This window comes from Subtercola vilae (assembly GCF_004923255.1).
Lineage (GTDB): Bacteria > Actinomycetota > Actinomycetes > Actinomycetales > Microbacteriaceae > Subtercola > Subtercola vilae.
Map to the genome: position 1 here is coordinate 125,104 of NZ_QYRT01000004.1, position 26,198 is coordinate 151,301.

General features: G+C 63.3%; 23 protein-coding genes, 1 tRNA gene and 5 pseudogenes. 16 read left to right on the plus strand and 13 right to left on the minus strand.

Annotated features, from left to right (window positions below):
- Positions 1 to 46: 46 nt before the first annotated feature.
- The 3 genes from D4765_RS03215 to D4765_RS03225 are packed head-to-tail and all read left to right on the plus strand — an operon-like array spanning position 47 to position 3,543.
- On the plus strand, positions 47 to 1,609 hold the full coding sequence (locus D4765_RS03215; RefSeq protein WP_161580333.1) for a GMC family oxidoreductase: 1,563 nt from the start codon (positions 47 to 49) through the stop codon (positions 1,607 to 1,609).
- 15 nt (positions 1,610 to 1,624) lie between these two features.
- Complete coding sequence (locus D4765_RS03220) at positions 1,625 to 2,662, plus strand: SIS domain-containing protein (protein ID WP_136640785.1); 1,038 nt, start codon at positions 1,625 to 1,627, stop codon at positions 2,660 to 2,662.
- Positions 2,659 to 3,543 (plus strand): ROK family protein, encoded by an 885-nt coding sequence (locus D4765_RS03225; RefSeq protein WP_161580334.1) that lies wholly within the window; start codon positions 2,659 to 2,661, stop codon positions 3,541 to 3,543. Before D4765_RS03220 ends, D4765_RS03225 begins: the two co-directional genes overlap by 4 nt.
- A 32-nt stretch (positions 3,544 to 3,575) precedes the next feature.
- Here D4765_RS03225 and D4765_RS03230 read toward each other — a convergent pair whose 3' ends face one another.
- Positions 3,576 to 4,832, minus strand: coding sequence for an MFS transporter (locus D4765_RS03230; RefSeq protein WP_136640787.1), 1,257 nt, complete (start codon positions 4,830 to 4,832; stop codon positions 3,576 to 3,578).
- Between the two features lie 98 nt (positions 4,833 to 4,930).
- On the opposite strand from D4765_RS03230, the gene D4765_RS03235 reads away from it, so the two are divergent.
- The 4 genes and pseudogenes from D4765_RS03235 (at position 4,931) to D4765_RS03250 (ending at position 8,409) form a co-directional block, all read left to right on the plus strand.
- Positions 4,931 to 5,944: a LacI family DNA-binding transcriptional regulator gene (locus D4765_RS03235; protein ID WP_161580335.1), complete on the plus strand. Its 1,014-nt coding sequence runs from the start codon at positions 4,931 to 4,933 to the stop codon at positions 5,942 to 5,944.
- 112 nt (positions 5,945 to 6,056) lie between these two features.
- Positions 6,057 to 6,306, plus strand: a pseudogene (locus D4765_RS20085) (transposase); the annotation flags it as partial.
- A 518-nt stretch (positions 6,307 to 6,824) separates the two neighbouring features.
- Positions 6,825 to 7,346: pseudogene (locus D4765_RS19580) on the plus strand (ABC transporter ATP-binding protein); the annotation flags it as partial.
- 100 nt (positions 7,347 to 7,446) lie between these two features.
- Positions 7,447 to 8,409 carry an ABC transporter permease subunit gene (locus D4765_RS03250; RefSeq protein WP_237280226.1) on the plus strand — a complete coding sequence of 321 codons (963 nt, stop codon included), beginning with the start codon at positions 7,447 to 7,449 and terminating at the stop codon, positions 8,407 to 8,409.
- A 97-nt stretch (positions 8,410 to 8,506) separates the two neighbouring features.
- Here the strand turns inward: D4765_RS03250 and D4765_RS03255 are convergent, their stop codons facing one another.
- The 3 genes from D4765_RS03255 to D4765_RS03265 are packed head-to-tail and all read right to left on the minus strand — an operon-like array spanning position 8,507 to position 11,156.
- Positions 8,507 to 9,880 carry an APC family permease gene (locus tag D4765_RS03255; protein WP_201799214.1) on the minus strand — a complete coding sequence of 458 codons (1,374 nt, stop codon included), beginning with the start codon at positions 9,878 to 9,880 and terminating at the stop codon, positions 8,507 to 8,509.
- Positions 9,861 to 10,391: a hypothetical protein gene (locus D4765_RS03260; protein ID WP_136640791.1), complete on the minus strand. Its 531-nt coding sequence runs from the start codon at positions 10,389 to 10,391 to the stop codon at positions 9,861 to 9,863. Before D4765_RS03260 ends, D4765_RS03255 begins: the two co-directional genes overlap by 20 nt.
- Positions 10,392 to 10,448: 57 nt before the next feature.
- A complete protein-coding gene (locus D4765_RS03265; protein WP_136640792.1) occupies positions 10,449 to 11,156 on the minus strand; it encodes a Pr6Pr family membrane protein in 708 nt (235 codons plus the stop codon).
- Between the two features lie 116 nt (positions 11,157 to 11,272).
- Here D4765_RS03265 and D4765_RS03270 point away from each other — a divergent pair, with 116 nt between their 5' ends.
- On the plus strand, positions 11,273 to 11,800 hold the full coding sequence (locus tag D4765_RS03270; protein ID WP_136640793.1) for a hypothetical protein: 528 nt from the start codon (positions 11,273 to 11,275) through the stop codon (positions 11,798 to 11,800).
- 51 nt (positions 11,801 to 11,851) lie between these two features.
- On the opposite strand, the gene D4765_RS20015 is transcribed toward D4765_RS03270, so the two are convergent.
- Positions 11,852 to 12,001 (minus strand): hypothetical protein, encoded by a 150-nt coding sequence (locus D4765_RS20015; protein WP_323512958.1) that lies wholly within the window; start codon positions 11,999 to 12,001, stop codon positions 11,852 to 11,854.
- A gap of 297 nt (positions 12,002 to 12,298) precedes the next feature.
- Here D4765_RS20015 and D4765_RS03280 point away from each other — a divergent pair.
- The 3 genes and pseudogenes from D4765_RS03280 to D4765_RS20090 all read left to right on the plus strand — a co-directional run.
- A pseudogene (locus tag D4765_RS03280) lies at positions 12,299 to 12,479 on the plus strand (IS3-like element ISPfr13 family transposase); the annotation flags it as partial.
- A gap of 128 nt (positions 12,480 to 12,607) precedes the next feature.
- Positions 12,608 to 13,060 (plus strand): IS110 family transposase, encoded by a 453-nt coding sequence (locus D4765_RS03285; protein WP_272898603.1) that lies wholly within the window; start codon positions 12,608 to 12,610, stop codon positions 13,058 to 13,060.
- Between the two features lie 89 nt (positions 13,061 to 13,149).
- On the plus strand, positions 13,150 to 13,359 hold the full coding sequence (locus tag D4765_RS20090; RefSeq protein WP_136640795.1) for a transposase: 210 nt from the start codon (positions 13,150 to 13,152) through the stop codon (positions 13,357 to 13,359).
- 17 nt (positions 13,360 to 13,376) lie between these two features.
- Here the strand turns inward: D4765_RS20090 and D4765_RS03295 are convergent, their stop codons facing one another.
- From D4765_RS03295 to D4765_RS03305, 3 genes are read right to left on the minus strand one after another with little or no spacing between them, the layout of a single operon-like run.
- The gene (locus D4765_RS03295; RefSeq protein WP_136640796.1) at positions 13,377 to 15,668 is read right to left on the minus strand and encodes a heavy metal translocating P-type ATPase; all 2,292 of its coding nucleotides are present in this window, start codon (positions 15,666 to 15,668) and stop codon (positions 13,377 to 13,379) included.
- Between the two features lie 3 nt (positions 15,669 to 15,671).
- Positions 15,672 to 16,016 (minus strand): heavy-metal-associated domain-containing protein, encoded by a 345-nt coding sequence (locus tag D4765_RS03300; protein ID WP_136640797.1) that lies wholly within the window; start codon positions 16,014 to 16,016, stop codon positions 15,672 to 15,674.
- Between the two features lie 28 nt (positions 16,017 to 16,044).
- Positions 16,045 to 16,326 (minus strand): metal-sensitive transcriptional regulator, encoded by a 282-nt coding sequence (locus tag D4765_RS03305; protein ID WP_136640798.1) that lies wholly within the window; start codon positions 16,324 to 16,326, stop codon positions 16,045 to 16,047.
- A 250-nt stretch (positions 16,327 to 16,576) separates the two neighbouring features.
- On the opposite strand from D4765_RS03305, the gene D4765_RS03310 reads away from it, so the two are divergent.
- Positions 16,577 to 16,768, plus strand: coding sequence for an SHOCT domain-containing protein (locus D4765_RS03310; protein ID WP_136640799.1), 192 nt, complete (start codon positions 16,577 to 16,579; stop codon positions 16,766 to 16,768).
- Positions 16,769 to 16,889: 121 nt separating this feature from the next.
- Positions 16,890 to 17,828 (plus strand): annotated as a pseudogene (locus tag D4765_RS03315) (heavy-metal-associated domain-containing protein); the annotation flags it as partial.
- Between the two features lie 307 nt (positions 17,829 to 18,135).
- Here the strand turns inward: D4765_RS03315 and D4765_RS03320 are convergent.
- The 3 genes from D4765_RS03320 to D4765_RS03330 all read right to left on the minus strand — a co-directional run bounded on the left by D4765_RS03320 (position 18,136) and on the right by D4765_RS03330 (position 20,641).
- Positions 18,136 to 18,825: a M23 family metallopeptidase gene (locus tag D4765_RS03320; protein WP_136640800.1), complete on the minus strand. Its 690-nt coding sequence runs from the start codon at positions 18,823 to 18,825 to the stop codon at positions 18,136 to 18,138.
- A 527-nt stretch (positions 18,826 to 19,352) separates the two neighbouring features.
- Positions 19,353 to 20,012 (minus strand): DUF305 domain-containing protein, encoded by a 660-nt coding sequence (locus D4765_RS03325; RefSeq protein ID WP_136640801.1) that lies wholly within the window; start codon positions 20,010 to 20,012, stop codon positions 19,353 to 19,355.
- 104 nt (positions 20,013 to 20,116) lie between these two features.
- Complete coding sequence (locus D4765_RS03330) at positions 20,117 to 20,641, minus strand: hypothetical protein (protein ID WP_136640802.1); 525 nt, start codon at positions 20,639 to 20,641, stop codon at positions 20,117 to 20,119.
- 236 nt (positions 20,642 to 20,877) lie between these two features.
- On the opposite strand from D4765_RS03330, the gene D4765_RS03335 reads away from it, so the two are divergent.
- On the plus strand, positions 20,878 to 22,248 hold the full coding sequence (locus D4765_RS03335; RefSeq protein WP_136640803.1) for a hypothetical protein: 1,371 nt from the start codon (positions 20,878 to 20,880) through the stop codon (positions 22,246 to 22,248).
- Positions 22,249 to 22,309: 61 nt separating this feature from the next.
- Here the strand turns inward: D4765_RS03335 and D4765_RS03340 are convergent, their stop codons facing one another.
- Positions 22,310 to 23,800 (minus strand): polysaccharide deacetylase family protein, encoded by a 1,491-nt coding sequence (locus D4765_RS03340; protein WP_161580337.1) that lies wholly within the window; start codon positions 23,798 to 23,800, stop codon positions 22,310 to 22,312.
- A 400-nt stretch (positions 23,801 to 24,200) separates the two neighbouring features.
- On the opposite strand from D4765_RS03340, the pseudogene D4765_RS19590 reads away from it, so the two are divergent.
- A pseudogene (locus D4765_RS19590) lies at positions 24,201 to 25,117 on the plus strand (IS3 family transposase); the annotation flags it as partial.
- A 180-nt stretch (positions 25,118 to 25,297) separates the two neighbouring features.
- Here D4765_RS19590 and D4765_RS03355 read toward each other — a convergent pair.
- A tRNA-Glu gene (locus D4765_RS03355) sits at positions 25,298 to 25,370 on the minus strand.
- 102 nt (positions 25,371 to 25,472) lie between these two features.
- On the opposite strand from D4765_RS03355, the gene budA reads away from it, so the two are divergent.
- Positions 25,473 to 26,195 carry an acetolactate decarboxylase gene (gene budA, locus D4765_RS03360; RefSeq protein ID WP_136640807.1) on the plus strand — a complete coding sequence of 241 codons (723 nt, stop codon included), beginning with the start codon at positions 25,473 to 25,475 and terminating at the stop codon, positions 26,193 to 26,195.
- Positions 26,196 to 26,198 lie beyond the last annotated feature (3 nt).

The following is a 26,198-nucleotide window of genomic DNA, read 5'->3' on the forward strand; positions in this document are numbered from 1 at the left end:
AGGCGCCCCTCCGGCAGACATTGTGAAAACCATCCACACACCCAGATTGGCGAAGACCGCGACCTCACCCATACCCCACCCCAGACCGTCTCTACCCGACCGGGTCGATACCCTTGTCATCGGCGGCGGCACGGGCGGGGCCGCCCTCGTGGGCCTGCTCGCCGCACACAGCGATGAGAGCATCCTTCTGCTCGAGGCGGGGCCAGACTATGGAGCCGCTGCAGACGCAGGATGGCCCGCTGACGTTCTCGATGCCCGGGCGATCCCCTTGTCTCACGACTACGACCTCACCACAACCTCCTCAGCCGGAGACACCACACTCGATCTACCCCGCGCACGCGTGCTCGGAGGCTGCTCCTCCCACAACGGGTGCACGGCCTCCATCGGCGCCGCAGAAGACTACGACGACTGGGCTCGCCGCGGAAACCCCGGCTGGGAAGCAGAACAGGTACTGCCGCTACTCGAATGGGCTCGAGCGCGTTTTCGCGTGCGCCGGTACACCATGACCGAACTCACCGAACCACAACGCGCCTTCGTCGACGCCGGAATCGCCGGCGGCCTGCCCTTCGCAGACGACCTCGACGACATCGGGGCTGCAGAGGGAATCGGCCCCATGCCGGTCAACATCGTCGACGGCGTCAGGTGGAACTCGGCCTTCGCCTTTCTCGACGCCGTTCGCGAACGCCCCAACCTGACCATCGCTGGGAACACCGCTGCGGAACGTATCGATGTTTGCGACGGCGTCGCCGTCGGGGCGTGGGTGAGAACACCAGACGGTGAAACGCATCACATCACTGCCAACCGTGTCGTGATAGCCGCTGGCGCCTACCACTCGCCGGCGCTTCTCCTCCGATCTGGAATCGGGCCCGCCGGGGAGCTCGCCGAGCTGGGAATCGAGGTCGTCTCCGACGTACCGGGTGTGGGAAAGCACCTTCTCGACCACGCCTGCGTCGCACTTGACTTCGCAGGCCGGCCAGGGCTCGTGCACGACCTCGAAACGCTGCCCTGGTTCCCCGATGAGCAGACCGTCGGCCGCAAGAAGTCCTCCGTCTGCGATGACGGGCCGTACGACATCCACGTGTTCATGGTCGCCGGGTCGAACAGCGGGCACCCTGGCCTGCCGCCGATCTCTCTCTACGGCGGCGCCATGCGTGCCCGCTCCGAAGGAACCGTGACCCTGGGCAGCGACCTCGACGTCACTCGCCCCGTCATCGATCACCGCTACGGAACAGACCCCGAGGGCTACGACCGTCAGGTGCTCGGCGAAGCACTCGACCTCCTCACCACCATGGCGGCAGAACCCGCCCTCGCAGCGATTCTCGGCGAACCCGTGCCACGCGCGCATCGCCCGCTCGACGACATCGTCAACTACTGCCACCCGGCGGGAAGCTGCAAAATGGGGCCGGCCACCGATCCGGCCGCGGTGGTCGACTCCACCGGCGCCGTGAGAGGGGTGACCGGGCTCTACGTCGCTGATGCGTCGATCATGCCCGCAATCAGTCGCGGCAACATCAACCTCCCCACGGCGATGATCGGGGCGAACATCGCCGTTCAACTCCTCGGAACAACCCCCGCCGATGCTCTGTCAGCGTTCTCGCACACCCTCTGAAAGGCACCACCAGTCATGACCGCCAACACACCATTCGAGGCAGACATCGAAGCTCAGCCCGATGCGCTCCGCGCCCTGGCTGGGGCAGCGACTCCGTCCGGTCTCCGCGAACTCGACCCCCAGTCCTTCAGCCGGATCGTATTCACCGGCATGGGCAGCTCCCACTTCGTCGGCATCCCCACCTGGCGAAATCTGACGGCCAAGGGACGGCCGGCCTGGGCGATCGACACCGGCCAGCTGCTCGACACCCCGGGGCTCCTCACACCCGACACGCTGCTCGTCATCACGTCACAATCCGGTGCCAGCGGTGAGGTCGTCGCCCTCCTCGACCGGCTCGAGGAAGACCCCGCCCGCCCCAGAACGATCGTCGGAATCACGGCCGACAGCAACAGCCCGCTGGCCGAAACTGCGGAGCTCTTCCTCCCGCTGCACTCCGGCCCCGAGGCCACCGTGAGCACAAAGAGCTACCTCAACTCCCTCGTCGTTCACGCCCAGCTCGCCGCCGCGCTCAACGGCCGCAACGTCTCGGCCGTCAACCACGAGGCAGACCGTCTGGCCGGCATTGTCACCCGACTGCTGACGAGCACCGACACGGCCGAAACCGCAGCCACGACACTCGATGGTGAACGACCTCGGGTCGCCGCTGTCGGGTGGCGAGACGATGCAGCGACAGCCCTGTTCGCCGGTCTGATAACCAAAGAGTCGTCTAAAGTGGCAATCGAGGGGCACATCGGCGGCCAGTTCCGGCACGGACCCTTCGAGCTCGCTGGGCCCGGCCTCACCGTCTTTCTGTACGGCGCTCACGCGGCATCCGATGACGGATCGATCGCCCGGCTCGCATCCGACCTCGCCGCCACCGGCGCCCATGCCGTGCTGATCGGCGACATGGTTCTGGCGGGAACGACAACCATTCGAGCTAGTGCATCAACTTCGCTCGAAGGGCTCGTCACCGGGTCGATCGTTGCCCAGCTGATAGCACGAGACCTTGCCCTCGAGAACGGGGTGGTACCCGGCGCCTTCGCCTACGGCAGCAAGGTGACGACAGCCCTGTGAGCGACGTGACCGTGGGCATCGACATCGGCGGAACCGCTACCCGCATCGTCGTCGTACGCGGCACCCAGATCGTGGCTTCGACCATCGTCTCGACGCCGACGGTCAGAAACGATGCCCTGCCCACCCTGCTCTCGAGCATCCGCGCAGTGATGGCATCGGCGCCCGGCGCTGAGGGTGAAATGAGCAGGGTCGGCATCGGCGCCAGCGGCCCCATTCTGGCGGGCGGCGTCATCGACAACCCAGAATCTCTACCCGCCCTCTCGGGTTGGAACTTCGTCGACCGACTCGGTGAACTTCTGGGAGTCGACTGCCGCATCGACAATGACGCGGTCACTGCTGCTCTCGCGGAAGTGACCGTCGGCGCTGGCCGGTTAGACACTGGAGTTCTCGTCATGACCCTCGGAACAGGCGTGGGCGTCGCACTGATGCGGAGCGGCATACCCTTTCGCGGTGCCGACGGCGTGCATCCGGAAGCCGGGCACATCACCGTCGACGCACCAAGTTCACCCTGCTATTGCGGACGACGACACTGCCTCGAGCAGACCGCCTCTCGCACGGCCCTGCAACGCCTCGCCACGCATGCCGGATTTCCCGCCGATCTCGAAGTTCTGGCCCACGCGGCCAGCGAAGGCGACCCGGGCGCTCAACGTGTTTTTCTCGAGTACGGAACCAGAATCGGCGAGGGCCTCGGTGAACTCTGCACCCAGCATCGGCCAACGATCGTCGTGTTGGGCGGAAGCGCCGCCACGTACCTCCCCCACTTTCGGTCGGGAGTGGAAGGCGCCTTGGCCGCTCTTACCTCAGCCCCCGTTCCCGCTCTTCGGCAGACCGCTCTCGGTGACCTGGGCGGTGCCCTCGGGGCCGCGCTGCTCTGGCAGTGAGACGACCTTGGCGCCGTCACACCTTGGCGCCGTCACACCTTGGCAGTGGGCGCGCGAGTCGCGAGCGCGCGGGCAAAGATCACGACGAGGAGTCCCGCAAGCGGAACGAGGAGCAGCCCGAAGCGCAGCGACGAGGCGTCTGCGATCGCGCCCACGACCGGCGGTGAGACTAAGAATCCGAGCCGAAGCAGCCAGCCGACGATGGTGAGACCAGAGCCGGGCTTGAAGCCGGGCAACTCGTCTGCCGCCTGCATCGCACCCGGGATGAGTGTTGCGACGCCGAAGCCGGCCAGGCCGAACCCCACGATCGTGCCCGGGATGCTCGGAAAAGCGAGCGCAGCACCCATCCCGACAAGTACGAGAAGACCGCCGAGCCGGGCGATGGCGCGCTGGCCGAAACGGTCGACCATGCGATCCCCGAGCATCCGCCCCACGAACTGCATGCCCTGCAACGAGATGAAGCCAAGCCCTGCGACGAAGGCGGTTGCCCCAACGACGTTCGAGAGATAGATGGCAGACCACGAGCTGCCGGCGTCTTCGACGATCGCACCGCCCGAGGCAATGACGACGAGGGCAAGCAGAAACGCGTAGCGGGCGACGAGGCCGGCCGCCTTCAGCGCAGGCGCGCGCACGCCGGCCAGGCGATCTGTCGCGGGTTCCGGCCGGGCCGGCGAGGGTGAGTCGAGGGTCGGCTCCGGCCCGCGGAGAAGCCAGCGATAGGAGAGGAGAGCGGCGACACTGAAGATGATCGCAGAGGCGGTCAGATGGGTGAGAAGGGGAATTCCCAGGGCGGCGGCAGCCGCACCCATTGCTCCGCCCGTCACCGCGCCGAGAGACCAGACCGCGTGGAACGAATTGATGATCGAGCGCTTGTAGAGGCGCTGCACCCGGAGCCCGTGCGAATTCTGGGCGACGTCTGTAATGGCATCCATGGCCCCCGCCAGGAAAAGCGCGAACGCCAGTACGAACCAGCCCGATGCGGCACCGGCCAGGAGGAGCCCCAGCGCGGTCACGATCGTCGACGCGATAGCGACGCGTGAGGAGCGAAAGCGGCGGATGAGAAGACCTGCGCTGAGACCGACCAGCAGCGCACCCAGCGGGTAGGCCGCGACGGCAGCGCCGAAAGCCGTATTCGTCAGATCGAGCTCGGCCTTGATCTCGGGGTAGCGGGGCAGCAGATTCGCGATCAACGCACCGTTTGTGAAGAACAGCACACCGACCGCAAACCGCGCCCGTGCTGCGCTGCGCTGATCGGAGGCCACTGAGGCAGAGGCGAGGGGAAGAGGCACGGCGGCTCCGATCAACGGTAGGCATAAACCGTGAACGTTCACGATTTGTGACCGTGAACGTTCACGGCATCGTTGACGCTAGCATTATGATCGGTGTCATGGCAACAAAACGCGGGGCCAGCACGATCCTCGATGTGGCTGCGCGCGCCGGCGTCTCGCGGCAGACCGTGACGCGCGCCCTGAACGATATGGCCGATGTCAGCCCGACAACGAAAGCCCGCGTGCTCGCCGCGGCGGGTGAGCTCAACTACCGGCCGAACCGCAATGCCCAGAGCATGGTGCAGGGGCGCACCACCACTATCGGACTCGTGCTCGAAGATCTGAGCAACCCCTATTTCGCGGAGCTCGCATCGGCGTTCAGCCGGGTAGCGGCGGAGCGGCACTGGAGTGTGCTGCTCTGCGACATCGGCTCTGATCGGGAGAAGGCCCGCGCGCAGCTCGCATCCATCGTGTCGCGGGTGGATGCGTTAGCCCTCACCGGATGTCGCTCAGACACCATCGCCCTTCTCCCCGCCGGAGTGCTGCGCGAGGGGGCCTTGGGGCTTCCTCTCCTCATGCTCGACGGCCCCGCTCATCCTCGACTCGACGCGCGCGTCGTGCTCGACGTAGCCTCGGGCATGACCGCTGCGCTCGATCACCTCGTCGCGACCGGCCACCGCCGAATCTCGTTCATCGACTCCGAAGTCGGGCCCCGAGAGCGCAGGGATATCTTCGATTCCTACCTGATCGAGAACGGCCTCGCGTGGGCCGGGAGCCCCACCATCACGGCCGACGAGAGCCTCGATGGCGGCATAGCCGCAGCCGAGGCACTGATGCGGAACGCTCCGCAAACCGATGCCGTGCTCGTCTACAACGACGTCATGGCGATCGGCGTGCTGAAAGCCCTGCGCCAACTCGGCTGCCGCGTGCCCGAGCAGGTCGCGGTGATAGGAATGGACGGGCTCGACATCGGTCGCCTTGTGACCCCCGAACTCACCACGGTGAACATCGACAAAACAGCTCTTGCAGAAGCGGCGGCCAGCTTGCTCGAGCACGTGCTCGCGACGACCGGCGAGCGTGACGCGCGCGAGTTAGTGGTCGGCATGGATCTCCTGATCCGCGGGTCAGCCTGACCCCCGCCCGAGCGGTGAGTGCGCAGAACAACTCTATTCAGTATGCCCAGCGCTCAACGCAGCTTTGACAAACTGCTCGGTATGGCCGTAACTCCCCTGCGCCTTGCCAGAGGTGGAGCAGCTTATCGGCAGGGCCCGTGAGCAGGGTGTCGCGCTGAGCGGCGAGGGCGGTCTGCTGAGTCAGCTGACGAAGCTGATGCTCGAGTCCGCGTTGGAGGGCGAGCTGACCAAATCACCTCGAGTACGACAAGCACGAACGCACCTGCGAGGTCACGAACGCCCGGAGTGGCTCTCTCACGAAGATGGTGCTGACCGATATCGGGCCGGTCTCGGTCGTGGTCCCAAGAAATCGGGAAGGGTCGTCCTAGGGGTAGTAGATCTCGGCGCTGCGGGCTGGGAAGCCCGAAACGGTGTTGGGGATGGCGTTCGCGCCCGGTAGTTCCGCGGGTCGGCATTCCACACGGCGGGACCCACAACTTGTACAGAGATTGCCTCACCGCAACACCGTTTGTTGGGCTCGCTGACACAAGGGAAATTGCAGAGTCTGTGTTGACGTGCAGGAAAGCGGCGAGACCCCCGATCTTGCGGATCCATCGGGATTGGACGAAGTCGGATGTGGCAAGGCCAAGTAAAGCGATGCCGCTGACAATGCGTCATAAAATTTTTCCGAACGGGCGCTGTAGGGGGGGCGTCGTCGAGCTGATTAGCATCGCAGTGGTGACCTTGTGTGCCTGATTGATAATTCCCACCACTCCCTTCCCACGCTCGGCCCGGTATGTGCGAGAGCTTGCTCAACGGTAGAACCCGCGGCATGGGATCACGGTGAGAGGGTGTTTGTTCTCTCACCGTCATCTCACAGAGCCCTGAATATGGTTCAGGTATGTCGACTACTGCGATTGCCACCCGAGGACTTTCCCGGCGTTACGGCACAAAAACCGCCCTCAAGGAGTTGGAGCTCACCGTCGAGCACGGCGAAATTTTCGGGCTGCTCGGCCACAATGGTGCCGGGAAGACCACGACGGTCACTCTCCTCACAACGCTGTTGGAACCGACCTCCGGAACCGCGACCGTAGCTGGTTTCGATGTGTCCTCGGATCCACGGAACGTTCGAGCAAATATCGGATACCTCCCCGAGAACGTACGCTTGTACGACAATCTGACGATGAGGGAGAACCTCAGGTTCTTCGGCAGGCTCTCCGGGGTCATCAACGTGGATCACCGGATCGCCGAGACCCTCGATTTTCTTGAATTCACCGGACATGAAAACGAACGGCTCTCCACCTTCAGTAAAGGCATGCGCCAACGAGTGGGTATCGCACAAGCGATCTTGCACCTGCCGTCGGTCCTGTTTCTGGACGAGCCCACGTCCGGACTTGACCCCCAGGGGGTGAAGACCCTTCGCGAAACGATTGTGCGGATGAACCGCGAGCTCGGTATGACGGTCTTCATGAACACCCACCTCCTCTCGGAGGTCACGGCCTGGGCAACGAATGATGAGAAACGTGGGCACCGTCATTCGTTACGAGATTCTCAACGCCTCCCGGGACCGCCTCCCACGCACACTCCTGGCCGTCTTTCTCGGCATGATCGCGGCGTCAAGCATCATCGGATGGTTGACGAACCAGACCGTCACAGCTGTCTACAACCAAGTTCTCCAGGATGGCCTGACAATCGCACCTAATCCGTTCACCGGGGTGTCGCCGCTTCGCTACATGAGCAACACCGTCATCTATCTGGTACTCATCGGGGCCCTCCTTGCAAGCGTAGCCGGAGTGCAGGCAACCCTTCGCGACCGAAAGATGAATACCTCCGACCTCGTTCTCAGCCGCCCCATGTCAAGCGTCGGATATCTGGCCGGCAAGCTTGCCGGCCAGGGCGCGTGGTTGGCTATCGTGCTGGTCATCTCGGCCGCCACGAACTGGATTTCGATAGGTGTGATCACTGGCAGCTTGCTCCCTGCAACAAATGCTCTGCAGATCATGCTCTTCTACACCACAGGTTGGGCGTTCCTGATGGGCTTCGTGAGCATCGGAATGATAAGCGGACTCCGAAGCAAAAGCGAAGCAACAGCATTGCTTCTCCCCATCTTGCTGTGGGCCGTCCTCGTCTTCGTCGTTCCGCAACTCGGCACGGCCGCCCATCCGGTCTCATTGCTGAACCCTGTTGCTACTGAACACACCGAACGCCTCGCGGACGCCGAAGTCGTCGTGTCCGTCGGATCCGAAGGCGACAGCTATGACAATGCGATGGCCGAAGCGTTCAACCCGCTGTTCAAAGCGAAATTAATCCGTGACCGCGGCCCCCGGCGGGTCATCGACGATCTCGAAATCGCTGTCGATGAGTACATCGATTGGTTCAACCAACGCCGCCTTCACGGTGACGTCGGCCCGATCCCACCGATCGAGAAGGAGAACGACTACTATTCGCAAGTCCCCGTCTCCCACATGAGAGAACGGGTCAAGTAGAGCCTCCACCAAACCCAGGGCGAGACGCCACGAATCCGGGCAGATCATGCCAGCAGGTGCGGGTGTTGACACCAGAACCTCCGGGGCCTGGTCTTCATCATTCAGATTCGGCCTGCCGGATACCTTCCGGTCTACCCGCCCGCCGCCAGAGCGTGTAGAGAGCCGCACCGATGAGGAGGGCGCCGGCGAGGCTGATCAGAGGGAGGCCGCGGGTGAGGTTGGCCAGCAGGGTGAACGCGACAACGATCACGCCGACCAAGTTCAGCAGGAGGTATGCCCACCGTTTTTCTCGCCGTGAGAAGTAGGCCATGGCGAGCAGGCCGGCGAGGAAGCTGAGGAACACGGACACCGCGTAGAAGAGCACGAGCTGTTGGTCGTTTCCGCCACCGACCACTGTGACGGCGATCGCGAGCCCGGCGAAGATCAGCACCCCCCAGAACGGCGTGAAGTGACTGTTCGTCCGGCCAACGAAACTGGGGAGGATGCCGGTGAACGCACCGGATGTGGTTTGTCGGCGGGCGAGTGCTTTCAGCAGTCCGGGACCGGCTTGGAAGGAGGAGCTCGCGGCGGAGAGCAGAAGAAGTGCTGTGACGAGTTGAAAGGCGGCGAATACTCCAGGCGGGGCGGCAACGCGGGCGAGTTCTGCGATCTGGGTGGTATCGGCGGTCGGAATACCGATCTGCAGGTGCGCGGCTTCGGCTGCGAGTCCGAGAGTGATGGCGCCGACGATACCGAGGGTCATCCACAAGGTGATCTGCCCGAACCGGCGCCGGTTGTTTTTGTCGAGCTGGCCGAGCTGCGCGATCGCAGAGGAGGGCGCTTCGACACCCGTGGCGAGTGCCATTGCTACCGGGAACGCGAGGATCACGGCGAGTACGGATCCGGTGCCCGGGCTGGTCGTGATTGTTCCCGTCGGTTGCGGTGTCGCGGAGAGACCGAAGATCAGCACGGTGACGGCGATGATGATGAAGGCGATGGTCATGAACGCAAAAATCAGCCGGCCGAGGTGCCCGAACCAGGTCAGCCCGGCAACGATAACGAGAAGCCCAACGGCTAGGATCAGCCGGAACGGTGCGAGCATTGGCAGGTACGCGATGATCGCGGACGCGCCAGCAGAGACACTGATCGCGATCGTAAGCACGAAGTCCACGACCAGTGCGCCGATCGGGACGAAAGACCAGCCGTCACCGAACGCTTCCCCGACCGCGGCTGACGCTCCCCCGCCTTGTGGGTATCGTGCGATGAGTTGTTGGTAGTTCACCACAACGAGAGCGATGATGGCCACGACCAGGCCCATGGTGGCGACCAGCAGGCCGAGGTCACCGTTCAGGGCGCGCAGGGCCGCTTCGACCGCGTAGGCGACAGACGACACAGGGTCGGCCATCACGGCGAAAGCGAACGCGAGCAGCAGGACCGGCCGGGATCGGAACACCCGCCCGGCTCGGCCGGGGTCAGCCGGAGACTGGTTCAAGCCACACGTCGTCACCGAACGGGGCGGGCATGACGTTCGCCGCGTCTGCGATCAGGTCGGTGCCGAATTCGGGGATCCGAGACAGTGCGCGGAGGTAGTCGTACAGCGCGAACATCGAAGCGACTTGCGTGGGCCCGTAGCCTGCGGTCCGGTGGTCGCTGATCTCGCCGGCCCAGATCGTCAACGCGCTACGGGAGTCGTTCCCGCGCACTGCGTCGGTGAAGTTGGTGACGAATTCTGTGACATCGGGCGGGTCGAAGCTGTTCGTTGGGCTCAACGCGTGTTCCCCGCTGACACAGGAGTCGATGCCGACAATGAACCGTGCGAGCGTGTAGGAGAACAAGAACGCGTTCCGGTGCTCCCACTGGTCCCCGGACTGATACCGGATCGCACCGAGTTCGAATCGCCACTCACTCTCCGGGACGTCTCTGCTGAGCAGCCGGCCGATGGCGGTGACCAGAGCGGCCTGGATCTGCTCGGCACCGCCATGCAGGGTGGCGTTTTCTGCCATGGTCGTAGACCCTTTCGTTACGGGGTGGCTCTCTGTCGCCGGAGGGCGATCGATGCTCTACCGTACGTCGAATGTCGACGCTACCCGTGCCGACTCGTCGTGCCGGTCAGCTCTTGTTTGAGCAGGGACGGCGGCGACGAAGGGCTGCAGAGGACTGGTGAGCCTGGTGGTGGCGACGAGTCCGGCCGAGATCGCGGCGATCAGCGCAGCCAGGATTGCCGCATAGAACCCGGTCGCCGCGTAACTCCCTGTCCACGCCGGGTCGAAGAAAATGTACGGATACCATCCGGTGGCAGGCCCGCGAATCAGCGTGTACGCGCCGTAGAGCGCGGGGAAGATCAGCGAGACACCCAACACCGCCCAGCGCAGCCGGCGTCTGGCCGGGTTCAACAGAAAATCGATGAGGGCGTAGGCGGGGATCACGAAGTGCAGAATCTTTGACGAGGCCGGCACAAGGAACGGTATATCTGAGAGACCGGCGTTCAGGATCAGTAGGCAGAAAGTTACGCCCGATACGATGAGGTAGGTCGTGAGGAGCATTCTGACCGCAGTCATCCAGGAGCGTTCCCGCCACCCGGCGACACCGAGCACGAGCAAAACTGCAAGTAGTACGGCGTAGGCGAGATTGCTTTGAATGGTGAAGTAGCTCAGTAGGTTGTCGGCGCGGCACGTGTGCGTGGCGAAGACGCAATCCGCACGAGCGATCAGCGCTGTCACCACCGTACCGAGTGCCAGGATGCGCACAACGACGAAGAACAGGCGCATCTATTCCCCTCTGTCTCTGCAGTCTTCAGGTTACGTGCCCGCATCGCCTCTCACGAACGCGCCCGCTGGCCGTCGAGGCTATCGCCGCATACAGTGAGGTACGTGAGAGACCACCGATGAACACTCGACAGCGTCATAGTGGGAATTCTCGTCGCGCTCTCTCGGCCGCGTTCGGTCTGGCCTGCGCTCTTGTCGTTCTCACTGGGTGCACCGCTGAATCCCCCGCCCCGCCCACCACAGGTGCGGGAACGCCCACGTCGACAGCTGCGGCAACCAACTGGGGCGGCTACGGCAGCCAGGACGAAGCGTGCACCGAGACAGCTAACAACGTCATCTCACTGGCATTGGTGCCAACGAATCTGTCGTTCGCGACCGACCCGGGCGCGATCGCCGACATCCGCAGCACCATCGAGAGGATGACAGCCATTGCACCAGCCGCACTGACGAGTCATTACGAGACACTCGCGAAGCTCGTCAACGAGTACGGCAGCGAGCTCAGCGCCACCCCGACACCGACTCCAGCTCAGACGCCCACGCCGTCTGGTGTTGCGGCAGATGAGCCGGGCCCACACCTCGATACCGATGCGTTCGGTGTACAGGTCACCGGCATTAAGACGTGGTTAATCGAAAACTGCTCCGGCTGACGCCGCCACCTCGGTCCAGCCTATAGTGAGTCATTTGGCGGGAGCCCGCGTTTAGACGCGGTGATACCACCGATTCCGGGGCCACAGCACGACGGTTGCGAGAACCGCGTCGATGAGAGTGGCGAGCAGGATCGCGACCTTCGCCCTATTGCCGTTGTCGCTGCCGAGCCCGAAATTGAGTTCGGCGACCAGCAGCGACACCGTGAAGCCGATGCCGATCGTGATCGGAATACGGAGAGCGGTGACGAATCCATCGAGACCACCGATTGCGACCCCATCGGAGAAGAATGCGAAAAACGCAACGGCAACGCCGGCTGAGATCGCGCGCAACCAGTGCTCGAATACCTCCGACAGCCCCGGGGCCCCGCAGACTGTCCCCCACTGGCGTGTCCGTGGTGTATGAAGCGCCTCAGGTTTGGTGCCGCGTCCTTTTGAGTTGAAGGATGTATGTGAAGCCGAAAAAGATCGGTTCTGCTGTGTGAACGGGTGGTGCGGCCGGTGCGGGAGCCTCGGGCGGAAAACAAACGCCTCCGCGAAGACGTCGCAATTCTCAAAGCGGCGACGAGTTTCTTCGTGGGGAATCAGGCCCCCGCAACCATTGATGCTGGGTTTCATCGACACGATGAGAACCGAGGGGCACGCAGTCCAGTCGACCTGCCGGGTTCTGCGCGAGCAGGGCCATGTCGAGCTCGTGATGACACCGCTGCGAATGAGCCTCTGGGAACGAGACCTAACTCCGCCAGAATAGGATCACCATGGCAGCTCCGGCGCCCCTCAATTTGACTCGCTCCGGCTACGTCGCTGACGATCGCGACCGATAACGGCGGCTACCAGCAGCTGCTCGACTGGGCGAACGGGTTCGGGCAAATCATCCCGTTCGGTATCGAGGTCACCGGCTCGTACTGCGCCGGCCTCACCTCGTTCATCCGCCGCAATGGGCACCGCGTCGTCGAGGTCAACCGGCCCGACCGTCGCATGCGACGACTCGCCGGCAAATCCGATACCCTCGACGCGGAGAACGCCGCCCGAGCGGTGCTGGCCGGTTACGCAACAGCGGAACCAAAGTCCGCTGATGGGGCGGTGGAAATGATTCGGCAGTTGAAGGTTGCCCACGACACAGCCGTGAAAGACCGCACCTCAGCCATGATCACGCTCAAGGCCACGCTCATCCACGGCTCCGACCAGCTCCGTCAAGACACCGCCGGTAAGACCCAGATCATGCTCGCCCACTTCTTGGATCGCTGCGGCCAACCCTGCTGAATACGCCCGATGACAGCATCCGCCACACGCTGCGTTTCCTCGCCCGGCCTTGGCTTACCCTCGACGCCGAGATCACGGAACTCGAGACCATGATCGAGGGACTCGTCCTTCGAACAGCACCGCAGCTCGTTGAACCATTCGGCATCGGCGTCGATACCGCCGCCGAGATACTCATCGTCGTCGGCGACAACCCAGAGCGCATCCGTTCCGAAGCAGCACTAGCCAAACTTGCCGGAATCAGCCCTATCCCAGCCTCCTCGGGAATGACCTTTGGTCGACACCGACATTGTCTCGGGTGAACGACGCGAGACTCGGCTTAGCTGACGCTGCTCAGAGTCCGGTCGGGCGAGGCCGTGGTTGAGGGAATGCCGCTGACGTGGTCACTGTCGTGGCCGTGAAAGCGGCGTAGTCGCAGGCTGTTGCTGACGACGAAGACGGAGGACAGCGCCATTGCGGCGCCGGCGAAGAGTGGGTTGAGGAGGCCGAGCATGGCGATCGGGATCGCGGCGACGTTGTAGGCCAGTGCCCAGAACAGGTTCCCCTTAATGATTCCGAGGGTTCGCCTGGCAAGCCGGATGGCGTCGCCGACGACGAGCAAGTCTCCACTCATCACGGTGATATCGCTTGCTGCGATCGCGGCGTCGGTCCCGGTGCCCATCGCGATGCCGAGATCCGCGGCGGCGAGGGCAGCGGCGTCGTTGACCCCGTCGCCGACCATGGCCACGACGCGGCCGTGGGCTTGCAGCTCACGAATGGTGTCGAGTTTGCCGTGCGGGGTGATTTCGGAGCGGACGTCGACGATTCCGACCTGGGCGCCGATCGCACGGGCGGCGCCTTCGTTGTCCCCGGTGAGGAGAACCGGTGTCAGGCCGAGCCGCCGGAATTCGGCGATCGCAGCCGCACTCGTGGATTTGATGCTGTCGCCGACAATGATCACGCCGCGTGCTTCACCGTCCCAGGCGACGGTGACCGCTGTCTTTCCGCCGGTCTCGGCTGCATCAGCGGCGGCCAGGAGCCCATCGGGGACGAGGACGTTCCATTCTGCGCTCAGCCAGCTCGCACGCCCGACGAGCACGAGGTGCCCGTCCACGACAGCCTGCACTCCGAAACCCTGGTGAGACTGAAAATCTTCAGCGTTGCCTGGTTTGCCGTCTGCTGTGGTTGCGGCGGTGACGATGGCGCGGGCGACGGGATGCTCTGAACCGTTTTCGGCCGCCGCGGCCATTCGGAGGAGTTCGGTGTCGTCCAAACCGTGCACGGCGTGCAGGTCGGTCATGCTCATCAGGCCTGTGGTGATCGTGCCGGTTTTGTCCAGGACGACGGTGTCGACCTGGCGGGTGCGTTCGAGTATTTGCGGGCCGCGGATCAGGATGCCGAGTTGGGAGCCGCGCCCGGTGCCGACGAGCAGCGCGGTCGGGGTGGCAAGGCCCAGCGCGCACGGGCAGGCGATGATCAGTGTGGCAACAGCGGCAGTGAACGCGGCCTCGGGTGTTGCGCCGATGAGCAGCCAGACAGCGAGAGTGGCCAGGGCGAGGCCGATCACGATGGGCACGAACACGGCAGAGACCCGGTCGGCGAGGCGTTGCACGTCGGCTTTACCGGTTTGGGCTTCTTCGACGAGTCTGCCGAGGCGGGCGAGTTCGGTGTCGGCGCCCACCCGGGTTACTTCGACGATCAGTCGGCCGCCGACGTTCACGGTCGCGCCGACGACCCGACTGCCGACAGAGACCTCGACGGGTACTGATTCGCCGGTCAGCATGCTGAGATCGACCGCTGACGCGCCATCGGTGACGAGGCCGTCGGTAGCGATCTTCTCCCCCGGCCGCACCACGAACACGTCACCGGGCACAAGGGAATTGACGGGAACCCGAGTTTCTGTACCGCTTCTGAGCAGGGAGGCTTCTGTGCTGCCAAGTTCCAGGAGCGCGCGGAGAGCAGCACCGGACTCACGCTTTGCTCGAGCTTCGATGTAGCGTCCGGCGAGGATGAACACGGTCACCGCGGTCGCCACTTCGAGATAGATGTCTTGGCCACCGGCGCCGGTGTTCGTGAAAGTGAAGCTCATGTGCATCCCGGGCACCCCGGCGGTACCAAAGAATAACGCGTACAGCGACCAGCCGAACGCGGCCAGCACACCGACACTGATCAGGGTGTCCATCGTCGCCGCACCATGCCTGGCGTTGGTGAACGCGGCACGGTGAAACGGCCAGGCCCCCCAGACCGCGACGGGTGCTGCGAGGGTAAGAGCCAACCATTGCCAGTTCGTGAACTGCAGCACCGGAATCATCGACAGCAGCACCACCGGCACCGTCATCAGGATGGAGATGGAGAGCCGCTGGCGAAGCAGATCCGTCTCACCAGCAACCGCAGCAGGAACCGCGGTAGGTGAGGGCGGGGCGGGAAGCGCGGCGGTGTAGCCCGCAGCCGCGACCGCCGCGATCAGGGTGTCGGTGGCGATGCCGTCAGAGGCTCGCACCCTCGCTTTTTCGGTGGCGTAGTTCACGCTCGCCTCAACGCCGGGGATGCGGTTCAGTTTCCGTTCCACGCGTGTCGCGCACGACGCGCAGGTCATCCCGCCGATCTCGAGTTCAACATCCGTGGCGCTCATCAGTTACGCATCCACCACCGTATAGCCGGCCTCGGTGACCGCGGCCCGGACCTGATCGGCGGGTACCGGCTTGCTGCTGACCACCATGATCCGAGACGTTCCGCCGGCGTTCAAGTTCACGCTGACGCTCTGCACCCCCTCCAGAGCGGAGACTTCTTCAGTGACGCTCGCGACGCAGTGGCTGCAGGTCATCCCACCAACCGAATAGTGCTCCCGGGTGACACCCTCGCCCGTGGACGGTGCACCCCGGTGGGCTGACATCGTGGGTTCGGCATGGGCGTGGGTTCCCGTGCCGCACGCGCAGGAGTTATTGGTGTCGGTGAGACCGAGGTCGGTGTGAAGGGTCATTATCTGTCCTTGTCTGTGGATTAGTTGGTTAGGAGCGGACGAGGCGGGCAATCGCGGCGGATGCTTCGTGCAGCTTTTCATCCGCGACCGTGCCGCCTTCCGCGGTCGCTTCCGCGACGCAGTGCATTAAGTGATCATCCAGCAGCGACAGCGCAACAGTCTCTAGCGCTTTCGTGGCAGCGGAGACCTGGGTCAGAATGTCGATGCAGTAGGTATCTTCTTCGACCATCCGCTGGATGCCGCGAACTTGTCCCTCAGCACGGCGAAGCCGTTTGAGTAAATCTTCTTTCGTTTTGGCGTAGCCGACCATCACAAACCTCCTATACCCCCGAGGGGTATCAACAATAGTATGCACCCACTGTGACCCGTCAAGGCCGAAGTGCACTAAATTCCACAAAACAATCCGCAGCCACTCCAGCACGAACGGGGTATGAGGGCATCTCTTGACAGGCCCCCCTAGGGGTACAGGTTCCGGTGTGCGGCAACCCCGGTGAGCCGCAACTGCCGTCTGATTATGTATCGGGAGGTGGCACTGCTCCCTGTTCTGTTTGCGGCGGAGGATGGGAGGACGAACGGCCCTACTGCTGGCGTACGCGGCGCGGTACCGTCGAAAAAAGGGAGAGGTGCGGCTGATGGGGGCGGCGGCGGCTCCGCACCACACCGCGGAACGGTTGCTCAGCGACCGGTTCGCGCGCGGCGAGATCGATGAGACCGAGTTCGAAACCCGTCGGGCCGCGCTCAGACGCAACTGACCCTTGCCTGAGGGCAAAGTTCTTGGCACCCAGTTCTGCAATGTGAGAGGAATCAATGGTTCAGAAAACTGAGAGCGCAGTGATGGAATTCGGCGGTGTCAACTGAGCCTCGTCGAAGGCAGTCGCTGATTCGGTGCTGCTACGCCGCCCTGGAGTGCTGAGCGTCGATACAAACCCAGTCGCTCAGACCGCTGACGTCACCTTCGATCCTGCCCTGACCTCCGTTGCAGATTTGACATCTTGGGTTCAAGAGTGCGGCTACCACTGCTCCGGACAGTCGGTCCCTGCACTTATCTGCGACCCACAAGCCGACGTCGCTGTCGCTCAGATAGTCGCCCTGGTCCAGGAAACCCAGAATTCCAAAGCGCCCGGCCAGAGGCTCGCCGACCGGGCCGCATTCTGGCTGGTCCTCGTCGCACTGATCGTGAACTACGCGCTCAGACGTAGTGTCGAAACTTTCACGGCCACGGGCTTTCGGAGTGTCCCGGGACACGGCGCAGGGGCGAGCGTCAACGGGCGCCACGTGTTCGTGGGCAACCGCAACCTGATGGCCGCACAAGGAATCGATATCTCCCCGGTCGCGGTGCAACGAGAAGCGCTTGCGTCAACCGGGCGCACCGCAGTCCTTGTCGCTGTAGACGGCCGGGCGACGGGTGTCATTGCGCTGGCCGACGCAGCACGCGACACGGCGGCTGCGGCGGTCGCCGCAATGCACGAAGCGGGCATACAGGTGGTCATGCTCACCGGCGACAACGAGGCAACCGCGAACCGGATCGCAGCCCAACTCGGCATCGATACCGTCATCGCCGAAGTTCTCCCTGAGGACAAGACAGCCAAAATTGTTGAGCTGCAGAGCGCCGGGAAGAAAGTCGCAATGGTCGGTGACGGAGTCAACGATGCGCCCGCTCTCGCTCAAGCTGACTTTGGGATCGCGATCGGTGCCGGCACGGATGTCATCATCGAAACCGCCGACGTGGTGCTGATGCGCTCGGACCCGCTAGACGTGCCTGTCGCCCTCCGGATCGGTCAAGGCACGGTCCGAAAAATGCGGAAAAACCTGGGCTGGGCGATCGGTTACAACCTGATCGCTCTGCCGATCACAGCAGGGGTCTTCTTCCTCCCGTTCGGCATCAAACTAAGCCCAGAAATCGCTGCGATCTCGATGTCCGGCTCCACTCCAGCGTCATCGTCGCCGTCAACGCCCTCCTGCTACGCCGCCTGCGCCTACCCGCATCCGAAGGACCAGCCGCCACTCTCACACCGGAACGCACGGCACCCGTTCCAGCTGCCGCACAGCAGCCCGGGGCGGTGCCTTCGGAGTAACAATGGCGGGGTAAGACGGTTCGGATTGCAGCATCGGCGAGCCCTCACGCCGTCACGTGGGATTTCAGCCACGCGTACGGGTCAATGGCGGTTCCGTTCACATGCACCTCGAAATGTAAATGCGCCCCGGTGCTTGTGCCGGTGTTACCGACGTTCCCGACGAGCTGGCCGACGGTGATCTTTTGTCCTTTGGTGACGGCGACGGATCCAGTAAGCATGTGCCCGTACCAGCTCTGCACATTCTGACCATCGATGACGTGATCGATGACCACGTACACGCCAAGACCCCCGTCGTCCCTGGAGACAACTGTGGACACGACACCGTCAGCCATCGCCTGGATCGGTGCACCCTCCCCCGGGTTCATGTCCAGGCCCTTATGGAAACTCGAGCACGCAGAACATGGCGCGAGCCGGGGTCCGAAGCCGTCACTGATCGGCACCCCGGTAGTGAAGGGCCACTGAATCGGTGACGCCGGGTTATTCGTGAAACTGTTTGAAGTGTGCGCGTAGGACTTGCCGGTGACGGTCTCAATGACAACCAACGGAACCGGTGGAGGCGGGACGGCGACGGTGTAGCCGTCCCGCCCGACAGCGGCAGCCGTGCCACTTTCTGCCTGGAGGGTCTGCGCATTCCCCTCAGTCAAGGATCCAGCGTTGGCCCACTCGGTGGGGTGCTGGTTGATCGCAGCAGCAGGAATGGAAACGGCGATGGCAAGAAACGCAGCGAATGCCATCGCGACGACCGTCACGAGTCGGCGGGGCACGGAACGATGACCGTTGGTTGCAGACCGTTGAGCCAGAACTCGCGGAGCCGCTATGAGGGCTGGCGCGCCCTGTCGCGCCTTCGAACCAGGCTGATGCGGGATCACGACCGGAGCAGCTCCGAGATGCGGTGCAGGGTGGTGGTGTTCTGGCACCTGGCCTTGCTCGGGCTGGGTGCCAGTTTCGGGGACTGCTTCGTCTGCGCGTTCCTGGCTCCGGGCGGTCTCGGCAGCTCTCAGTTCGCGGCGGGTTAGAGAGCGTCGGCTGGGGGTCTCAGTCGTTGGCGTTTCTGCTCGTCGTCGTTCCGCGTCCCGGTCAGCACGACGCGTACCGGGTTTGGTATTCGTGGGGTGTTCGTTCTCTGTCAAGACTCTCGATCTCGTTCACTAGCCCTGAAGGGTGCTGGGGTGCGCACCGCGCGCAGCTGTTCTCAGTGAGGAGCCGGGTAGCCCAACTCGTTTTTCAGGTCAGGCTGCCCGGCTCGTCAGAGTTATGAGGGTTACAACGTCGCGAGCATGGTCTGCATTGTGCTGATCTCCGCGGTCTGGGAGCTGACGATGCTTTGCGCGAGGGCCTTCGCATCAGCGTTCTGCCCGGCAGTGAGTTCCGTTTTGGCCATATCGACCGCGCCGGTGTGATGCACGATCATCTGCTGCAAATACAGCTTCGCCGCATCGTTACCGGTCGCGGCGGCGAGCTGGTCCATGTCAGCCTGCGACATCATCCCGGTACCCATACTCATCCCCGACATGTCCGTGCTACCTGGTGTGCTCATGCCACTCATCTCTGTGCTGGTCGGGGTGCTGATGTCGGTGGCACCCCAAGCGGCGAGCCACCCGTTCAACTTCACAATCTCTGGGGATTGCTCTGACTTGATCGTGTTCGCCAGCTGCAAAACGGTCTCCGGGACGTTGCCTTTCGCGAGCAGGGTGTCACTCATCGAAACCGCCTGCTCATGATGGGGCACCATGTCCTGGGCGAAGGTGACGTCAGCAGCGTTGAAGTTCGCTGCCGCTCCCATGGTGGGTGCCGCGCTATTCATCGAGCTGCCCCCCATGTCCATGCCGGACATGCTTCCCGTTGAGCCCGCGCAGGCGCTGAGCGTGAGTGCTGCAGCGATCGCTGCCGCGGAAATGATACTGGTTCGTGAAATATTCATGGAGAATGTCCTATTCGTCATCGCAGAAAAAGCCAAAACTGGGTGGCGCATAAAAGCGCCACAGGTGTGTTCGGGGGTGAGCCCGGGCAGACAGTTTCGGTTCTTCAGGTGCGACTGATCGATAAGGCGATCAGCGAAGGTCTCAGTACGCACCTCCGTGCTGCGTGCAGAACATGCAGCAACACTGGTACGGCCAGCCGGCCTGCAGAGCCGGTCATCGGGAATCTGCCGAAGAGCACAAGCAGACTGAGCACGATCAGGATCACGCAATTCATGGCGTAAATCGCGCACTGCATCGCGCAACCGGGGCAGCCCTGCATATTCGCCATACTCATTTCCTGAAAGAGAGGCAAAGCCAAAGCCGCAGCAGCAGCCGCAACAGGAACGACAGCGCCGGCCGGGAGATGAGTAGTAATCGGAGCCGGGTCGGTCATCGCACCAGCTGGGTCAGCATGGCTGATCCCAGCTGACATGCTTCCGGAAGTCATGGTGTCGTGATCGGTCATCGCATGAAGGGCGAAGAGCCCCATCAGCGCGGCAGCGATGGCGAGAATGGCGAGCACGCGGGCAGAAAAGCTGCGGAATGTTCGCGCGGCAGAAGACGTGATAGCCACTTGCACGATTTCCACTCTTCTCCGCACCTTTCTCTGCGAGGCGTCGGGCCCACGGCAGATACCCCCTCAGGGTACGTGACGATCATCCGAATTCTCAAGGCCAGGGCATATCTTGGCCGGCCGACGGGAGTATGAGAGTCGGGTCCGCGTTCGGCGTGGTGATAGCCGGATCGGGTTTCCGCGGGTAGCGTCAGGCGGAGCACCCGTGATCCTGCCCCGTGGATCGAAGACCTACCCGATTCGGATTCCCTATGCCAGCCGCCGCTTCTTCGTTACCGGCTCACCGTCTGCCGGTGTGGCGACTCGTCACGACCTTCGTCGTGCTTGTCGGCCTGATCGCCGCCGGCGGCGCCACCGCCCCGGCCGCGTTCGCCGATGATTATCCGACCTGGAACGACGTGCAGGCTGCCCGACAGAGCGAGAGCGCAAAACAGACCGAGGTGGCCACGATCATCGCACTGATCGCGCAGCTACAAGCCCAGGTGCAGGCCGCTCAGGCCGCAGCGACGGCGGCGACCGCGCAGAACGCTGCAGCGCAGGAAGCTCTTCTAGCCGGTCAGGCCCACGCCGATCTGCTCACCAATCGTGCCGCTGCCCTACAAGCGCAGGCCGACAAATCGCACAAGCAGGCGGCGCAGCTCACCGCCCAGCAATACCGAGACGGCGGTCAGAACCTTACCGGGACGCTGCTGACCAGCAGCTCCGCTAATGTTCTCGATTTGTTGTCCCGGCTGAGCAGCATGGGCAAGCTCAGTTCCACGATCAACGGTGTGTACGTCAAAGCGGTACAGGACACCAACACAGCCAAAGCGGTCAGTGATCAAGCCGGTGTTGCTCGGGATGCTCTGGCCGGGCTCGCGGCCGCAGCGCAAGCCGCGCAAGATGCCGCCGTGCAGGCCCAAAAAGACATGGTCGCAGCCCTTGATGCGCAGACCACGCACGAAAACGAGCTCCAAGCCCAACTCGCCTCCTTGACCGCTGCGACAGCGACCACCGAACAGCAATACCAAGCCGGCGTCGCCGCACGCGCAGCCGCGGCAGCTGCTGCCGCAGCCGCCGCCCTTGCCGCCGCGCAGGCCGCAGCTGCGTCTGCAGCTGCTTCCGGGGCCCAGTATTCCGCCGGGCCGGTATCCTCGGACGCGCAGACCTTGGCGCAGCAACTGATGGTGTTCGTTGACGGCGGTCAACTTTCCGGGTCCACACCGGACCACATCAAAGAGATTCGGTGGATCGCGCAGGGTCAGTCGGTGCCGAACTGCGGTATCGACGTGAAAGTACTCCAAGCGATCCTGATCGCGGTGCAAACCTTCGGCAGCGCGGGCGTCAGCGACATCAACCGGCGCTGCACCGGCCAGATCGAGGGTGCCGGGATTTACTCCGCGCATTACCGAAACGGTGGCGGCCATGCGGTGGACTTCTACAGCCTCGGCGGGCGGGCAGCGACCGGCGCCGACAGCAACTCGCTCACCTTGATCGGTGTTCTAGACCCGATCATGCCGAACAGGTCAGGGCTTGGCCAAAACAATTGCCGCCGCGCCGCCGGCGACGAACCCCGATTGCGCAACTTTCAAGACTTCTACGACACCTGCGACCACCTCCACATCAACGACCCCATCACCTAACTCACCCCCGGCCAGGGTGGGGAGTTAGGCGACGGACCGCGCGGGCGACGGCCAGGGGTTCCTATTTCGGCGGTGTTGCGTCTCCGGGAGGTGCGACTTCAACTTTCCCGGAAACCGGCGGAGCGATTTGCGGTGTCGGCGCGGCAACGACGGGACCGGCGATCGCCGGCGCACCGACGGTGTCGTAGAGGGCGTAGTCGTCGGTGCTCAGGGTGCCGTTTCGGAACAGGTTCAACCCGAAGCTGATGCCCGTCATCCCGGTCGGGATCGCCGGTGTAGTCCAGAGCGCTTGGGTGTACGCGGCAGTTGCCGGGAACCACGGACTTGACGTCCAATAACGCCACGTTCCGAGGCTGCTTCTGAGATACACGGCGAACTGGGTGACTGCGGTGGAATTGTACCAGGTCCGAAGCGAATACGTGTGCCCGGCGACGACCGTTGGCGCGCACGCCCCGAGATCGAGGGTGGGCAGCAGCTTGCCGTCACCGTCGACGTAATTGGTCATCGTGAGTTTCTCCGCTTTCACCCCGGAATGTGTTGGGGTAACAGGAGCGAAAGCGGCTGTGTTATTTCCGTACCCTCCTGTTGTCCAGCAGGACGGCACCCCCGTCGACGCTGTCGTTTCCAGCCCCGGGTTCACGACACCGTTCTGACCCGGTCCAGCAGCTGCAACCGCGGGACCCGTGACAAGAGGTTTCACCGCCCCGCCGATGACCTGCCCGACAGTTTTCGTATGCGTGTTGCCGCTCGTAGCTCTGGCCGCCAACCACGAGGTGAATTGATCAAAGATGGTCGTACTCACGGAGAGGGAATCACAGTTGTTAGCACACACGTGATGGAACGTCAGCTGTACCCAACCGCCTGCGGTTTCGGCGTTTGTGACCGAGTCCTGCAGATCCTTCAACGTCCACGTGTTGTCGGCCTCATCCAACGCCGCCGTCGCGAACGGATCAGCCGGCGGCGTGGTCTCTGCGTAATCGCAGTCCGTGCAACCGAACCGAGACTTAATGTCACCGAGCATTCGCGCGCTGTTGTACCCGCAGCCGGCGGCGATCTGTTCGGTCTGAGCGTTGGAGCTCGCGAACGGGTACGCGAAACTGGTGAGTTTGAATCCCCAGTTCGTCAAATTCACACGGTCATTGCAGATCTGCCGTTTCTGCTCATCAACGCTCAACGTCGGCAGATCAGGATGACTGACGGTATGCCCACCGATCTCGTTACCTGCAGCGGCAATATTCTTCAAATCAGCAACCGTGAGGAACCCGTCCGCGCCAACACGGCCGGAGTTCATATAAAAGGTGCCTACCACCTTGTACTTCGACATGATTGCCAACGCGTTCAACTGATCCGAGAAAGTGTCATCGAACGTCAAACTCACCGCCGTCAACGGCTTCGTCGTTGCCGCGATCGCCGACGGTGCAGCAACACCCATCACCGCGAAACCCGCCAGCAGACCGGTAGCGACCGCGATCGCAGCAAACCGAGGCGCACGGTGTCGCCCACCCCTTTGGGTCGTTCCTGCACCGTCCGTGACAACAACATTGTTGCGCATTTCGCACCCCATCAAGTGACAAACATTCACAAGGCTCCCGACACGCGTCTAGCCTCAGAACGTTCATCCACAGCGAAAACAGGATGCCGGTAGAAGCTTAGGCGGGTCACTCGGGACTGATCTGACCACTTTGTCGGTCAGACGAGCTCACGCGCAACGCATTTCGGTACCCCTCCGCATACACTGCGGGCTTCCGAACGACGACTGTGGAAAGCCGCCCAAGTATGCGGAACCGGGTCGGTCGTAATGGCCCAGCACTGACCGTTCAGTGCTATGTTGCGCACGTGTCGGATGGGACCATCGCGCACCCGTTACTGATACAGAACCGCCGCGCTTCGTCGGCACTTTTTCCGAGGGGGGTCTGTTGCACGGATAGATGACATCTGAGTTCGGCGACAAACCAGGTCAGACCAGAACCGACGCCGCGGAACTCCGTGAAGCACGCAAACGCATTCGGTGGCTCGAGCAGGAGAACGAAGTATTGCGGAGAGCGGCGGCGTACCTGTCGCAGGCGAACCTGCCGGGAAAAGGCTCTACCCGCTCGTGACTGTGCTCGCCGCCTCGAGGATTCCCGTGGCGGTGGCGTGTCGGATACTCAAGCTCTCTCGCCAGCCGTACTACCGGTGGCTTCGTGGCCCTGGCTGACCGGACTGCGTGGCCGATCGTGTCAGAGAACGGCTGGTGGAGCGCGTTCGGGAAGAAGCGCGGCAAGAACGGCAAGAAGCCCGGCCCAGCCGTTCACGACGACCTCTGCACAGTCACCGACGAGAACGGTCGCACCCGACACGAATTCACCGCCGACGGCCCGAACCAGCTGTGGTTGACCGATATAACCGAGCACAAAACCACTTGGATCCCAGCCAGTGAGGGCAAGTTGTATCTCTGTGCTGTCAAAGACGTGTTCGGGAACAAGATCGTCGGCTACTCGATCGACTCGCGAATGAAGTCGGCGCTGGCCGTGAACGCACCGAATAACGCCGTCGCGATGCGCGGCGACGTTGCCGGCTGCGTCGTCCACAGCGACCGAGGCACGCAGGCCGGAAGTTCCTCCGGGCCTTGGCCACTCACCGAATGGTCGGATCCATGGGACGGGTAGCGTCCTGCGGGGACAACGCTGCGATGGAGAGCTTCTTCAGCCTGCTGCAAACGAACGTCCTCGATCGCCGGTCCTGGACCACCCGCGATCAGCTGCGCATCGCGATCGTGACCTGGATCGAACGCACCTACCACCGCAAACGACGCCAAGCCGCCCTGGGTCGTTTGACGCCCATCGAATACGAGACCTTCATGAACACGTCAGCCGCAATAGCGGCATGACGAGAAAGTGTCACCTACTCGTGCAGTAGACCCGCTCGTCAGTATCGGAAGTTGCTTTTCGGCCAGGTTGATAGAACAGACCCTGTTTCACGATGGTGCCGCTCGGCCGATTCGATAGCAACATTGAGCAGAAACGAAAATGCCCGGTTCCCCTTTGTTTGCAAGGGAACCGGGCTGTTGTGACCCCAACCGGATTCGAACCGGTGTTACCGCCGTGAGAGGGCGATGTCCTAGGCCGCTAAACGATGGGGCCGTGTAGACAACTAGACGAGTATGCCACACCACCAGCGGGTCTACCAATTCGAGCGAGCCCGCCGGGGCAATACGCTGGGTCGTACCGAGCGAGAGGGTCGCCATGCCGCACGTCAGACACCGCGTTTTTCAGGCCAGTACGATGAGCGCGCTGCTCGACGGAGTGTACGACGGCGACCTCAGCGTGGGCGAGTTGTTAGAGCAGGGCGATTTCGGGTTGGGTACGTTCAACGCGCTTGACGGCGAGATGCTGGTACTCGACGGTGTGTGCTGGCGGCTGCAGGCCGACGGCACGGTGAGTGCTGCGGCACCGGATGCCCTCACCCCGTTCGCCGTCATCACTCGGTTCGAGGCGCAGCAGAGCATCCGGGTGCCTGCGCCCACGTCACGGGCCGAAGTGGTTGCAGCGATCAACGCGGCGGTGTCGTCGCAGAACTACCTGTTCGCGGTGAAGGTGAGCGGGCGGTTCGAGTGGGTGCGCACGCGCACGGTGCGGCGGCAGGAGAAGCCGTATGTTGCGCTGCGGGAGGCCGTGAAAGATGAGGCCGAGCTCGAGTTTCGTGACCTCGACGGAACGGTGGCGGGGTTTCGAACGCCGCTGTATGAAAGGGGTATCGGGGTTCCGGGCGGGCATGTGCATTTCATCGATGACGAGCTGAAGCAGGGCGGGCACGTGCTCGACTTCTCGATTGCGAGTGGTGTGATCGAGATCTGCCAGGGCACCGACCTCGAGCTGCGACTGCCGCTGACCGGGGCGTTCGAGCGGGCAGATCTCGACCCGGGCGACCTTGACGCGCAGGTCGAGGAGACCGAGAACCGGCACTGAGGG